This is a genomic window from Reyranella aquatilis (genome assembly GCF_020880995.1).
GTDB lineage: Bacteria > Pseudomonadota > Alphaproteobacteria > Reyranellales > Reyranellaceae > Reyranella > Reyranella aquatilis.
The window spans coordinates 284,719-298,043 of the sequence record NZ_JAJISD010000005.1 but is presented as its reverse complement, the minus strand read 5'-3'; the positions used below and the strand labels follow the sequence as shown (position 1 = coordinate 298,043).

Here is a 13,325-nt window from a genome sequence, read left to right as displayed (position 1 = left end):
AACAACGCCACGAGAAACGCGCTGAAGGAGCGCCTGCCGCGTTCCGTCTGCGGTGTGAAGAAGGTAATGCGAAGAAGATGTGGATCGTCGAGTGGATGATCAGCAGCTACCACAGGCCGTAGGCGGGGAGATCGCCGTACATGACGCGCTCTCTCAACGCTGGCTAGGTTGTCCGGCGTCCTTGCCGGCTTCAAGCGTTGTCACGGTTGCTGCCGTGCCTCTGTCTCGCGGTGACCACAACGCGGAGAAACGATGGTCGACCGCAGGATGATGGTCGCAGCATCGGTCATTGCGTCCCCTTCGAGGGATAGCCTGACTGGATTGTGGCTTCGGCCATCGCGGCGACAGAGGTTGCCGCATCGTCGAACAGGACTGCGGCGGTCTTCGTCTTGAAGGGTACCTCCACACGGCGGACGTCAGCCATTGCCGGGAGCGTCTGTTCAACGATGTAGCGGCAGCTGGCGCAGCTCACGTTGTCGACCACCAACGTCGCCATGCGCTCCGCTGTTCGGGCGAGACCTGGGCTCAGTCGGGAACTGGTTGTCGGGCGGCGCTACTACGCCATGCTGCTGCTGGCGGGGTTGGCCTGCGGCCGATCGAAGCCATCGCCGGCTACTTTCGCCAAAGTCGGGTCGGTACTTCGCGCACGCTGTTCGTCCGCGCGCGCAAGCCGCATGCACCCTTTGCCGACGCACAGATGCTCAACCACATTCTGACGGAGGCGGTTCGGGAAGACTGGGTTGAAGCCGCCGGCCCGCGTCATCGGTTTCACTATCCCGCGGCACAGCTTCGCGACGAGTATGGTCCGGCGTGGCGCGTCGCTCGCCCAGATCGGCAACTTGCCGCGGCACCGCTCGCGCGCCTCCACAATGATCTACGCCAAGATGGACGTGGAGGACCTGCGCGCGGTGGGGCAAGAGTGGCCGACGGACGGAGATACGCCGTGAGCACCGAGACCAACGAGCTTGAACGCTATCTCGCGGTCCGCCGTAGTCTGGGCTTTGATCTCAGCTCGACGCGTCAGCCCGCGCACGTCCCGGTCAACGGCTCCCGCCGCTCTCTTCCGGCCGGTCTTGTGCTTGTATGCCCGCATCGAGGGAGTGGTAGACGCTCGTGCTGTCGAACGCCTGACAGAGACCGCTGGCCACTTTCGCCGGCGTCAGGGCGGCGTGCCACTCAACCACCATGTTCTCTCCGACTTGCGCTGGCAGACGGCCGTGCCGGTCAAGCGCTTGACGATATGGGGTATCGTCCCTCTATGGCCGGGAAGAGCTGGTGAGCGTGGCGTCGCTCGACGACGACTGAGACTGGGTGCGTGCTCCGTTCGGCGCGACGAGCTTCCGGAGGCTGGCCACACTAGATCGCCTGCTCGCGGAGGCGGAGGAACGCATGTCACGCCTGAGGCCGGAGAGCGCTGCTGCCCTATTCTTTCCGATCGCCGGCAGTGCCTGGCTCGCGAACGCGGACTTCGAAGCACTTACTCGGCAAAGCTGGTAGAGATCCGGCAAGGCACACCAAAAAAGGAGCGGGCCCCCGTTGGGGAGAGGGGCCCGCCCATAATCCGCCAAGTCGGCGAAGCGACTAGAAGCGGAGATCCATGCCCATCAGCAAGCCCCAGCTATTGCCGCTGACCGCATTGCTGGGACCTGACGCGTTGTACAATAGACCGCCGCCCGTGAGCTTCACGCCCGGTCCGAGCGCATAGTTGACGCCGATCTCCCACTTGTTGACCGACTCCTGGCCGAATCGGAGGGAAGCCGGGTTATTCGGACCCGCGAAAGCCGTGCTGTTTACGCCGGGGACACCGGTCGGAGTCACGCCGGTGCCGAGGCTGGTGCCCGTCGCGACGGTCTGCACAACGGCCGAGCCATTGCCGTTTGTGTTGTAGGAGCCCGTCCAGCCGAAGGACATCTGCCAAGGGCCGGTCTCGTACATCAGACCCGCGGTGTAGAACCGCGTGTCGTTGTCCACACCAGTGTAGTAGTTCGAACCAATGCCATTGTTGTCCCAGCCGACCGCGCCACCCAAGGTAAAGCCCTTGAAGCCGAACTGGGCGCCGACAACCCACTGCTTCCATGACGTCAGGTTCGCGCCGGTCACCATGTTAGCGGACGCGGCGAACGGCCGATTGCCAGGCACGAAGGAGCCGTACATGAACGCGCCGTAGAGCGCTACGCTGACGTCGCCGAACTTGTTCAGGTAGTTGGCGCCGATGTCGAACACGTCCTGGTAGGAGTAGTCCGCCGTGGAGCAGTTCGGCGACGATGTCGCATTGCCGTAACCGCAGATGCCGGCCGTGTTGGTCGTTGGGCCGACGTTGTTCGGGTTGAGGGCGAACTGGCCAGTTACGAAGTTGACCTTCGGACGATAGCCGACGCCGACCTGCAAGCCCTGGAAGCGCGGGGTGAAGTAGTTGATGCCCTGTGCATCCTGAACCTGGCCGGCATTTGTCGTCGTTGTGGCGTGAAACCACGCCTTATTGTTCAGCGTGACGGACTGGTTGGCCCAGCTGAAGTTCGTGTTGTGCTGAATCGCGCCGAAGCCGATCAGTGCGGACGGCGTGCCGTAGTACATACGGTACGAGGCCGGATCGCGGCCACCGAACTCGACACGACCCCAGCCGCCGAAGGCGAACAGGAAGGCTTCGTCGATGTACGACGGGCCGATCACGTCCTGGCGCGGGTTCCAGGCTTCGAGTTCGACGTGGATACCGACCGAGGTGCCGTTGTCCAGCTTGGTCTGGCCAATGAAGTGGATTTCACCTTCCTGCTGGAAGTTGAGGCCCTTGTACTGCGCCCACGTGCCGTCAGTGGCGTAGGTCGACTGGATGCCGCCGGCGATAGCGTAGAAGGTGTAGTAACCACCCACGCTGATCTTGATCGGATCGGCGGCCATGGCCGGGGCGGCCATCAACCCGCCGACGACCAAGGCGGTTGAGCCAAGTAGAAGCTTCTTCATCATTCTCCCTCGATTATCAACAGGGGAGAAATCACCCTTCATTTATTGGCGAGTCCGGCAGGCATCTTTGGCCGGATACCGTCACTCATACCGTCAGCATAGTCGGCGCGCAGCGATGCATCGCGCCGACCGGGAAGCCTCGCGCTTTCGCACAATTGTGACTGGGGTTTGTCAATCCAAGCTCGTTCGCGCGATCGATGAGACGAACGGCGGCTCGATGAAGATGCGCATCGGCGGTAGCGGTTCAGCAAGATGAGGACCGCTCGAGCTGCGGCTGCTGCCGAGCACGATAGTCGGCAAGTTGCGTGGCGCATGCAACTGCGGGCCGCCAACGGCCTTATGTTGCCGTGCGGTTTCGTTCCGACGACGCTAGCGCGGCATCCGCCGAAAGAGCGTCACGCGGCATCCTGCGGGCCTGATCGTCTCCTGCAGAGGAGGCGTCGCCCGAACCCGCTCCCGGGCGCGGCGGATAGAGCGCCGGCCGCCGCTGGCGGCCCTCCACCCACGAATCGATCATGTCCGCCCATTCCTGGAGCATGTGGCGCCGCTGGTATTCATATTCCGCCTTGTTGTAGACGCCCCGGGACGAACGGCCATCCTCGTGGGCCAGGCACTTTTCGATCCAGTCGCCGTTGAAGCCGAGCTCGTTCAGGAGCGTCGAGCCGGTGCGACGAAGGTCGTGCACGGTGAAGGGCTCCAGCGCCACACCATCCTTCTCAGCCCGGGCGGCAATTGCTGTTGTGACGCGGTTGAGGGTCGCGCGCGACAGGGGCGCCTCGGCGTTGTGCGGCGACGGCATCAGATAGCGAGACGACCCCGCCCTGGCCTTGAGATCCCGCATGAGTTCGAGCGACTGGCGGGACAGATAGACGTTGTGAGCGCGGCCGCGCTTCATGCGCTCCTTGGGAATCGTCCAGACGGCGTTGTCGAAGTCGATCTCGTCCCAGGTGGCATCCTGGAGCTCGCCCTTGCGCACCATGGTGAGGAGAATGAGATGGAAACCGATGCGGATGGCCGGCTGGGTCGATACCTGTTTGAGCAGCTCGAATAGGAAGCGGATCTCCTTGCGGGACAGGGCGCGATCCTTCGGTGCAAGGGTCGCGATGGACGCCTTACCCACCTGGTCGGCCGGATTGGCGACCTTCTCGCCATGGAGGATCGCGAAGCCGAAGATCTGTTTGACGATGTCGCGGATATGGATGGCCGTCGCCGGCGCACCGCGGTCGCGCACCTTTCCACATAGCGCGCGAAGATCATCGGGCGTAACCTCTGCGAGTAACCGGTTCTTCCAGAGAGGGAAAATGTCTCTTTGGTAGATGATCCGACGCATATTGCGAGTGCTGTCCGCCATGGGCGCATTCGCTATCCATCGGCCGCCAAAGTCGCCGAAGTTCGTTGCCTCCTTGAGCCGCCTTTTGCGTCTCTGTTTCTCCTGGGCGGGCGACTTTCCCTCGGCGACCGAGCGACGAGCCTCCAGGCACTGCTCCCTGGCGCCGACCAAGCTGGTTCCGTCTGCCCCGAAGCGCCCGATCGTGAGGGTCTCCCGGCGCCCGTTTAGCCGGTAATCGTAGCGAAATATAATTACACCCGACGGCTTCACCACGGCGTACATGCTATCGCGGTCCGACACCTTGTAGTCTCTGTCTCTCGGCTTCAGTCGCTTAAGCGCAGTGACCGTGAGCATAGACGCCTCCGCTTTAACCTAGAATACGGCACTCAAAGAGGAGGTTTGGTGTGACTTTGTTACAATTCGGTTGCTTTTAGCAACTCGCTATCCACCTTCCCAAAATTATCCACCGATGTGGATGAAGGCAACTGAAAAATACCGACAAAAATACCGTCACGTCGCAAGCATCCATGCCTGATCGCAAGGAGCACTACGATAATTTATATATGTTTTTCAAGATGTTAAAGTTGGCCTTTGTCGAGAGAGCGAAGCGAATCATTCTCCCTCTCTTATCGATCAGAACGAAATAATAAAAGACCCAACTTGCGCAATGGGTCAAGAAACAGTCGCCGAGAAGGGCCATTTGGACCCCGCGCTGTGTCTCAATTGCCACATTATTCGGCATCGGCAGGAGCCCGACGCCCCGGTTTTGACAGATTCATGATTGTATAGTCGCCTGTAGGTTGCATGATAGGACGATCTATGTCGCCCCAAGCGGAGCAGCACATAGACCGATACAACCCGACGATAAGTTGCGCAGCAGGCGAGTTATAGGACGCAATACTACCGAAATAAAATTACGCGAATCTACAGATCTGCGCCTTTACTGGCTCCAGACAGCTGGGTGCGGACCCGCTGAATATCGCGTACGGCGACCCACTCGCGCCCGATGCAACCAGACGGTTCTGGCTCCACCACGCAGGCCATTGTTTACTACTACCGTGACGGAGGATGCGTTTGGTCGCCTGAAGTCACGACAGGTGCGGAGCTTTGAGGCGGCCAAGGCGCGCCGTAAGCGGACCAAGACCGCTTGAGGAGGGACTGCGGCCTTATCTACCCCAGCTACATGAAAGGCGAACTCAGCGGTTCGTACTACCTAGGTCTCGGGCGCCGGTAGATCCTCGAACCGCTGCAGGACCTCGACAATGCCGCCATCTAGTCCGAACAGATCATGGAACGGTGGAGGCCGCTACAAGATCGAGCCCGATAGCGCGGAACGAGGGCTCTGCCCGCGTGACGGACTTTAGTTGTGTGCGTCAAGTTCAGCAAGAGGCGATGTCGATGAAGTCGGGGCGCGGGTGGCGCGGAGCCCCCGCAATCGCGCAGCGCCGCCCGCGCCCGCCGCCGTCAGGCGGCCAATCTGACAGTCAGCTTCTTGTGTTCCTTGAGATGATCCATATTGGATAGCGGATGGCCCCGAGCCAATTCTCATCGGTCTCGACGGCGAGCGCGCGCACCAGGCGCGGGCAGCTGGCGGCATTGGGGAAGATCCGCACCACGTGGGTCCGCCGCTTGATCTCCTGGTTAAGCCGCTCCAGCATGTTGGTGCTCTTCATGTGCTTGTGATGGGCCAGCGGCAGCCGGTAATAGGTCAGCGTCTCCTCGAGGTTGTCCTCGACCCAGCTGCAGAGCTTCGGATACTTGGCCTGCCACTTGCCGAGCCAGGCCGCGAGATCGCGCCGGACCTCGGCCAGGTCGCGCTGGTCGTACATCCAGCGCAGCTCCCTCAGGCAGTCGTCCTTGACCCGGCGCGGCACGTAGTCGAGCGCATTGCGCAGGAAGTGCACGTAGCAGCGCTGCCAGGCCGCCTCCGGCAGCACTTCCCGGATCGCCGCCTTCAGCCCGGGGTGGTCGTCGGACACCACGAACTCTACGCCGTGCAGGCCGCGGCCCTTCAGCGCCAGCAGGAAGTCCTTCCAGCTCGACCGGCTCTCGCGGTTGGCCAGATCGACTGCCAGCACCTGCCGGCGACCCTCCCAGTCCACCCCGATCGCCACCAGCACTGCCTGGCTGGCGATAACCCACCCTCGCGCACTCGCTCGTAGCGCGCATCCAGGATCAGGTACGGGTAGGCCTCGGCCAGTCGCCGCTCGGCAAACGCCTTCAGGCTCGCATCCAGTCCCTTGTTGATCTGGCTGATCGACGAGGCCGAGAAGCTGTGCCCGCACAGCGCTTCCGTCACCGCCTTGACCTTGCGCGTCGACACCCCCTGCACGTACATCTCCGCCAGCGCCCCAACCAAAGCCTTCTCCGACCGCTGGTAGCGCTCGAACAGCTCGGTCGAGAACCGACCCGCACGATCCTGCGGAACTCGCAGCTCCAGCGTCCCAACCCGCGTCATCAGCGTCCGACCGTAATAGCCGCTGCGGTACGACAGCCGGCCCGCCGTGCGCTCCCCTTTCGCCGCACCGATCGCCTCCGCCATCTCCGCCTCGAGCGCCTCTTGCACCAGCGTCTGAACCGCCTCGCGCAGGAACTCCCCGTCCCGAGACAGCAGCTCTTTCAGATCGACAACTTCCCCCTTACCCCCTCGCTTGGTCATGGTGTGCTCCCATTCAACGGGGTCGGTGACTTGCAACATCACCAACATGCCATGACCACCCCTCAGGGCTTTTGCTGAACCTTCAGCACACTATCCGGACTTTCGGGAGGGGCTCCACTCGCGGCTTCGTTGACCCCCGAGGGCGCCCGGACCGGGCGTGAAAGATGCCGGATGCGTCATCGTCGCCGGCGCTTCAGGAACTCCTCGTGTCGTTGGATCGACAACAGCAGGTTGCTCCAAGCGATGTCGCGGAGAGCAAGAGCCTCTGCGCCGTCTCGAATTCATCCGACAGGAAACAACTAGAGAAGGCGCTGCTACGCAGAAACGCGAAGGCCGTCCGTCGTGGCGGTCCGATCAACACAATGTTCGGCGACTAGTCATACCCTGCCTGCCCCTACAAGCCCGCCGAGCCTGCCGGTTCGACGGGGCCCAAGAGATCCCGGTCAGTTGGCCGGAGCGGCGGCAGGTTGCCGCGCGTCGGCGGCTCCGCGTCCCGTCACCCCTGTGTTGAGATACAGTCCCACCCGGGATATTTCCATCGATGACGACTTGATACTTCTCTCTACGCAGCAGAAGCAGCGCGATGCCGCGCATTCACGTCTGACTGAAACCTCCACCGCGAAGAGCGGGCTAGCGTTGCATCCGAGGATGCCGTCTAAATCTAAAGGCTTTCGGCGCGTGTCGTTGGATTAAAGGGAGGCACCCATGAGCGGCACGCGCGGCCATTGGGAAGGCGTGTACACGAGGACAGCCGAGACGGCGGTGAGTTGGTACCAGCCACACGCGGTGCGGTCGCTCGAGTTGATCGCCTCGACCGCACCAGACCCGGCGTCCTCAATCATCGACATCGGCAGTGGCGCATCCACACTCGTCGACGATCTCCTCGCCTGCGGGTAGGAGGCCCGCTTCGCCGTCTCGATGCCCTATCAAGAAGTCGATGGAGGAGACTTGTGCGACATTCGGCGGGAGTAGCGAAGAATGGCATAATCGGCTTGCACGGGAGTCGCGTACGGTCGTCGCTCTCAAGTTGGTTCAGGCCTATGCGGCCGCTCGGAGAAGCAAGTGAAGCTGGTTGCGCTCCCCCGCAACCAATCTTCAAAAAGCCGTTCTCGAAAGAGGACGGCTTTTGTGCGTTCGGCCCCCATGTCCGCTGATCCCTTCGACCTCTTTCGCCTGACAGGCCGCACCGCGCTGGTGACCGGCGCCCGCCGCGAGATAGGACGCGCCATCGCCCTCGGCCTGGCCCGCGCCGGTGCCCGGCTCGCCATCCATCACGCGGGCACGGCGGAGGAACGGGCGGACGCCGATGCCGTCGTTTGCGAGATCGAGGCGGCGGGCGGGACTGCCCGCGCCTTCGCCCAGGATTTCTCGCTCGACGAAGCCGGTCGCCAGCTGGCCGAAGCGGTATCGTCCTGGTCGCCGGTGGATATCCTGGTGCTCAATGCCTCGATCGAGCTGCCGGAGCCCTTCGACGAGATCGATCGCCCGCGGTTCGACCGGCAGGTCGCGGTCAATCTGCGCAGCCCGATGGAGCTGTTGCAGGATCTCGTCCCGCCAATGGCGGCGCGCGGCTGGGGCCGCGTGGTGACGATCGGCAGCGTGCAGCAGGTGAGGCCGCATCCCCGCATGCTGGTCTACGCCGGAACCAAGGCGGCGCAGCTGAACTGGGTTTGGAATCTGGCGCGCCAGTACGGTGGGCAGGGCGTCACCGTGAACAACCTCGCGCCCGGCGCGATCCTGACGGCGCGCAACCGCGACCAGATGGCGGTCGAGGGGGAAACGCTGGTCCAACGCATTCCGACCGCGCGCCTCGGAACGCCCGGCGATCTCGTCGGCGCCGCGCTGCTGCTGTGTTCGGACGCCGGCGCCTACATCAACGGCATCAATCTTTACGTCGATGGCGGCCGCGCGATCGCCTAGCATCGGGGACCGGAACCGCTAACGGCAGGATTCGATGCAAGCCGCTCCCGAAACTGGACTTTCTGAGGCCGAAATCCACGCGCTCGGGGAGATCGCGGGAGCGATGATCCCGGCGGATGCCGTCCTGGGAATGCCGGCCGCCGACGATCCCGCCATCCTGGCCGACATTGCACGCTCGCTCGGCCGCGACCTGGCGCTGGTTCGGGAGGCGTTGGTGGCCATCGCGGCGAAATCGCGCCGCCCCTTCGCCGCGCTGGACGAGGAGGCCCGCGACGCCCTCGTCAACGAATACTATGCACAGGGTGGCGCCGCGGCGGTCGCGCTCGGACGGGTGGTCCTCAGCGCCTACTACCGCGACGATCGCGTGCTTCAGGCCCTCGGCCACGAACCTCGTCCACCCTTTCCAAAGGGCTACCGCCTCGACCAGGGCGACTGGACCCTGCTGGATCCGGTCCGGCAGCGACCCTCCTTCTGGCGCGACGACCGCGTCACGCCGACGGGGAGCCGCTGACATGGCGTCGAACGAGAAAGTCGACGTCCTGATCATCGGATCGGGCGCCTCGGGGGCCGCCGTCGCGTGGAGCCTCGCCGAAACGAAGATGCGCATCCTCTGCCTCGAGCAGGGCGACTGGATCAAGCCCACGGATTTCCCCAGCAATGGCCGGGACTGGGAAGCGCGGCGCTACACCGATTTCGACATCAGCCCCAATCGCCGGGGACGCGACACCGACTATCCGATCAACGACGACAACTCGCTGATGAAGATCGCCAATTTCAACGGCGTCGGCGGCGGCACGGTGATCTACACGGCCCACTGGCCGCGCATGCATCCCTCCGACTTCCGCGTGAAGTCGCTGGACGGCGTGGCGGACGACTGGCCTGTCGATTACTGGGCGCTCGAGAAGTTCTACGAAGAAAACGATCGGATGATGGGCGTCTCGGGCCTCGCCGGAGATCCCGGCGTGCCGCCACGGCACCCGCCGATGCCACCGATCGGCCTGGGGAAGACCGGCGCGCGCTATGCCCAGGCGATGAACAGGCTGGGCTGGCACTGGTGGCCCTCGGATACGACGATCGCGACGACCGACTACGAGGGCAGGGGCGCCTGCATCAACCTCGGCCACTGTACGCCGGGTTGTGCACAGGGCGCGAAGGCCAGCACCGACATCACCTACTGGCCGCTCGCGCTGCGTGCGGGCGTCGAGCTGCGCACGCGCTGCCGGGTGCGCGAGATCACCACCGACGAACACGGCATGGCGGCCGGCGCCATCTACTACGATGCCGACGGGGTGGAGCAGTTCCAGCCGGCGGAGGTCGTCATCCTCGCCTGCAATGGCGTCGGCACGCCGCGGCTGCTCCTGAACTCGGCGTCGTCGCGCTTTCCCGACGGCCTCGCCAACTCGTCGGGTCTCGTCGGCAAGAATCTCATGCTTCATCCCTGGCCCATCGTCTCGGGCTACGTCGAGGAGACGCTCGACGGCGGGCGCGGCCCGATCAACTGCATCTGGAGCAAGCAGTTCTACGAGACCGATCCCTCGCGCGACTTCGTGCGCGGCTACACGCTGCAGTTCGGTCGCGGTACCGGTCCGGCCACCCAGGCGATGATGGGCGCCGCCTCGGGGCTGCTTCCGTGGGGGCGTAACCACCATCGGCACTATCGCACGATGCTCGATCACCGGCTGAGCATCGGCGTCGCCTGCGAGGACCTGCCGGAGGAGCACAACCGCGTCACGCTCGATCCCGAGCTGAAGGACAGCCACGGCATCCCGGCGCCGCGCGTCGACTACACGATCAGCGAAAACACCCGCCGCATGATGGAGCACGGCATTGCGCGGGCCGAGGAGATCCTGACCGAAGCCGGCGCCACGCAGATCTTCGCCTCGCGCACCGCGCTGAACTATCCGGGACACCTGCTTGGCACCGCGCGCATGGGCACCGATCCGGAGCGTTCGGTGGTCAACGAATGGGGCCGCTGCCACGACGTGAAGAACCTGTTCATCGTCGACGGCAGCATCTGGGTCACCTCCGGCGGCGTGAACCCGACCTCCACCATCCAGGCGCTGGCGCTCTATGTGGCCGACCAGATGAAGCAGCGGCTGGCCACGCTGTTCGATTGACCTCGAAGTCCCGGCTCGGCGAACGCCTCGGTCGGGTCCGCTCTCACCAGGGTCATACCGGGCGATTGCGTGCGTACAGTCGCGCCATAAGAAGGGCCAGTCCCAGGGCCAGTATTGCCGACAGGGCCAATGCCAAGGGTAACAGCAGCGGCATCACCCCGTGGATCCGGCCCTCAAGATGCAGCGGGGCCAGAATGACCAGTCCTGCGACGATGCCCATTCCGGCCACCGTCGCAAGCCGCGCCAGGACACGCCAGCCGTGGCGCGCCAGGAGCACATCGAGCCATCCGGCAAGAAGGGCAGGGACAAATCCGATGAAATAGGCGGGCGCCAGTGTAGCGAGCACCAGCGGCGCCCCGAGCGGACGCGCGCCGAACATCAGGAGGAGGAAGAACGCGGCAAGCGGCGGCGTGAGCAGGGCGAGGAAGAGGGCGTGGAACGGCATCACCGCGCCGGCGTCTTTCCGCCCGTCCGGTTCATTTCCCGGCCACCCGTCTCGCTCAGGGGGAGGGCACGGTGACGCCGTCATAGACGAGGATCGCCTCGGCACCGGACACGGCCGCTGTCTCCGAGAGAGGCAAGCCGCTCTTGTCGGCGATCAGGACGGTGATCTTCTCCCCGGGGGCATTTCCCGCCATCGGCGGCGGCGCGAACTCGTAGGCGGTGGCCGCCACGCCCGCCAACGACCGCGCACCGATCTTGCGGCAATCGGTGACCGTTTCCGGCGATGGGGAGGCGCGCTTCAGCACCGCGCGGGTCTTGTCGTCGATCGGGGTCTTGGACCATGTGTCCTTGGCTCCGACACGGCCGTAGAGCGCCGTGCCGGTTATGATAAATTCGACGGGCTCCGCCATGCCCGGTGTCTTGACCGTCTTCCTCACGGCAGGGGCCTTGGCCATCGCCGCATAGGCGTCGTAGATCGGCTGGCAATCGGAGGCCGCGTGCGCGCCGGGCGCGAGCATTGTCAGGAGGCCGGCAATCAAGGGCAGACAGTTGAGAGATCTGGTCATCGGTTCAAGATCCGTTCTGCAGGGGGTGAGGGGTCATTTTCCGATGCCCATGCCGGGCATGCCGATTCCGAGGCAGAAGGTGTTCTGCGCCTTGGCGCGATAGACACAGGACTCACCGCCGCCGACATCGGCGCGATAGCCGCCCACGAAGACACCTTCGCCGCCGGGGTTGCGGGCCACGACCGTGCCGCCCTCCGACTTGTCGCTCTTGGAGATGGTGGCGACGGCGTTGCCGGCCTGGTTGTAGGCGACGGCCGCCCGCTCCTTGCCGACAAGGGCCGCGGCGCCGCTGCCATCCGCCGCGAAGGACTGGACCAACCCCGCGCCATCCGGCTCGCTCGTCAGGATGGCGGCTGCCTTGTCGCCGGCGCTGACGCTCACCAGCCCGGCGCCACCCTTTGCGGGATTCGAACCAGCCGCCACAACCTGCTGGCCGGCGTCCGAAAAGAGGCGGAGCGCCACGCCCTTTCCGGGCAGGGCGCCGAGCGAGGCGGCGTTCTTGCCGGCCTTCTGGACCAGCAGTCCGAGATTGTCGGGCTTGGAGGACAGAGCGAGGCCGCCGTCCGGGCCACCCTGCAGGTTGAAGGTCGCGGCGTTCGAAGGATCGGCATTGATGATCGCCAGGGATTTCCCGCCGGCCACCCGGACAAAGCCGTTGTTGCCCTGGGACGCGTTCAGCTCGACGGCCGCTTCTGCTCCGTCGTTGAGCTGGAGCTTGGAGCCGCTGCCGCCATCGGTCAGCATCAGCATCTTCTTCGATCCGGCGGACAGCTGGATCAGGGCATTGTCTGCGCCCGTTGCCTTCATGACGATGGCGGCCTGTCCGTCGGTGCCCACGGTGATGCGCCCGTCCTCGGCCACGGTGAACAGCGCCACGCCCGACGCGTTCACGACCTTGAAGGGCGCCTTGAAGCTTCCCTGTTGTTCCTCAAGCTTGGCCACCCGCGCCTCGAGCGCCGCCAGCCGCTTGTCGTCCGCCGTGGGGCCTGGCGTGCCGCCGGGCTGCCGGTTCTGCAACTCCTCCACGGCCTTCTTCAGGCTCGCGACCTGGTCTTCCAGCTGCTTGATCCTGTCCTGCGAGCTGCTCGCCACGTTCTGCGAATTCTTCGTCCAGCGTTGTATCTGCCCGGTAATGGCGATGAGTTCCATCAACTGCGGAGCGAACGGGGCGACGGGCTCGAGGACCTCGGGTTCCGCAATCTTCAACACCATCACCGGTTGCGAGCCAACATAGACTTCCGGGATGGCCTCCGCCTCCGGATCGGGTTGGGCGAGAGCGGGAACCGAAAGACAGAGCAGACCCAGAAGCATCAGGATGCGCATGGCAATCT

11 protein-coding genes and 1 pseudogene are annotated in these 13,325 nt (G+C 64.3%); 5 read left to right on the top strand and 7 right to left on the bottom strand.

The window, feature by feature from the left end; genetic code table 11:
• Positions 1-286: 286 nt before the first annotated feature.
• Positions 287-496 carry a heavy-metal-associated domain-containing protein gene (locus tag LJ725_RS13925; protein WP_230551266.1) on the bottom strand — a complete coding sequence of 70 codons (210 nt, stop codon included), beginning with the start codon at positions 494-496 and terminating at the stop codon, positions 287-289.
• A gap of 244 nt (positions 497-740) precedes the next feature.
• Between LJ725_RS13925 and LJ725_RS13920 the strand changes: the two genes are divergently transcribed.
• Entirely contained in the window at positions 741-947 is a 207-nt protein-coding gene (locus LJ725_RS13920) for a site-specific integrase (protein WP_230551265.1), read from the top strand.
• A gap of 634 nt (positions 948-1,581) precedes the next feature.
• Here LJ725_RS13920 and LJ725_RS13915 read toward each other — a convergent pair.
• From LJ725_RS13915 to LJ725_RS13905, 3 genes and pseudogenes are all read right to left on the bottom strand, one after another.
• Positions 1,582-2,961, bottom strand: coding sequence for a porin (locus LJ725_RS13915; protein WP_230551264.1), 1,380 nt, complete (start codon positions 2,959-2,961; stop codon positions 1,582-1,584).
• A 334-nt stretch (positions 2,962-3,295) separates the two neighbouring features.
• Entirely contained in the window at positions 3,296-4,642 is a 1,347-nt protein-coding gene (locus LJ725_RS13910; RefSeq protein ID WP_230551263.1) for a tyrosine-type recombinase/integrase, read from the bottom strand.
• A 1,110-nt stretch (positions 4,643-5,752) separates the two neighbouring features.
• Positions 5,753-6,947 (bottom strand): annotated as a pseudogene (locus tag LJ725_RS13905) (IS256 family transposase).
• 705 nt (positions 6,948-7,652) lie between these two features.
• Here LJ725_RS13905 and LJ725_RS13900 point away from each other — a divergent pair.
• The 4 genes from LJ725_RS13900 (at position 7,653) to LJ725_RS13885 (ending at position 10,984) form a co-directional block, all read left to right on the top strand.
• Entirely contained in the window at positions 7,653-7,844 is a 192-nt protein-coding gene (locus tag LJ725_RS13900) for a hypothetical protein (protein WP_230551262.1), read from the top strand.
• 246 nt (positions 7,845-8,090) lie between these two features.
• Positions 8,091-8,867: an SDR family NAD(P)-dependent oxidoreductase gene (locus LJ725_RS13895; RefSeq protein WP_230551261.1), complete on the top strand. Its 777-nt coding sequence runs from the start codon at positions 8,091-8,093 to the stop codon at positions 8,865-8,867.
• 34 nt (positions 8,868-8,901) lie between these two features.
• Positions 8,902-9,378: a hypothetical protein gene (locus LJ725_RS13890; protein ID WP_230551260.1), complete on the top strand. Its 477-nt coding sequence runs from the start codon at positions 8,902-8,904 to the stop codon at positions 9,376-9,378.
• A gap of 1 nt (position 9,379) precedes the next feature.
• Entirely contained in the window at positions 9,380-10,984 is a 1,605-nt protein-coding gene (locus tag LJ725_RS13885) for a GMC family oxidoreductase (RefSeq protein ID WP_230551259.1), read from the top strand.
• 52 nt (positions 10,985-11,036) lie between these two features.
• Here the strand turns inward: LJ725_RS13885 and LJ725_RS13880 are convergent, their stop codons facing one another.
• From LJ725_RS13880 to LJ725_RS13870, 3 genes are read right to left on the bottom strand one after another with little or no spacing between them, the layout of a single operon-like run.
• Positions 11,037-11,429 carry a hypothetical protein gene (locus LJ725_RS13880; protein ID WP_230551258.1) on the bottom strand — a complete coding sequence of 131 codons (393 nt, stop codon included), beginning with the start codon at positions 11,427-11,429 and terminating at the stop codon, positions 11,037-11,039.
• A gap of 55 nt (positions 11,430-11,484) precedes the next feature.
• Positions 11,485-11,994, bottom strand: coding sequence for a hypothetical protein (locus tag LJ725_RS13875; RefSeq protein ID WP_230551257.1), 510 nt, complete (start codon positions 11,992-11,994; stop codon positions 11,485-11,487).
• A 33-nt stretch (positions 11,995-12,027) separates the two neighbouring features.
• Complete coding sequence (locus LJ725_RS13870) at positions 12,028-13,317, bottom strand: hypothetical protein (RefSeq protein WP_230551256.1); 1,290 nt, start codon at positions 13,315-13,317, stop codon at positions 12,028-12,030.
• Between the last annotated feature and the right edge of the window lie 8 nt (positions 13,318-13,325).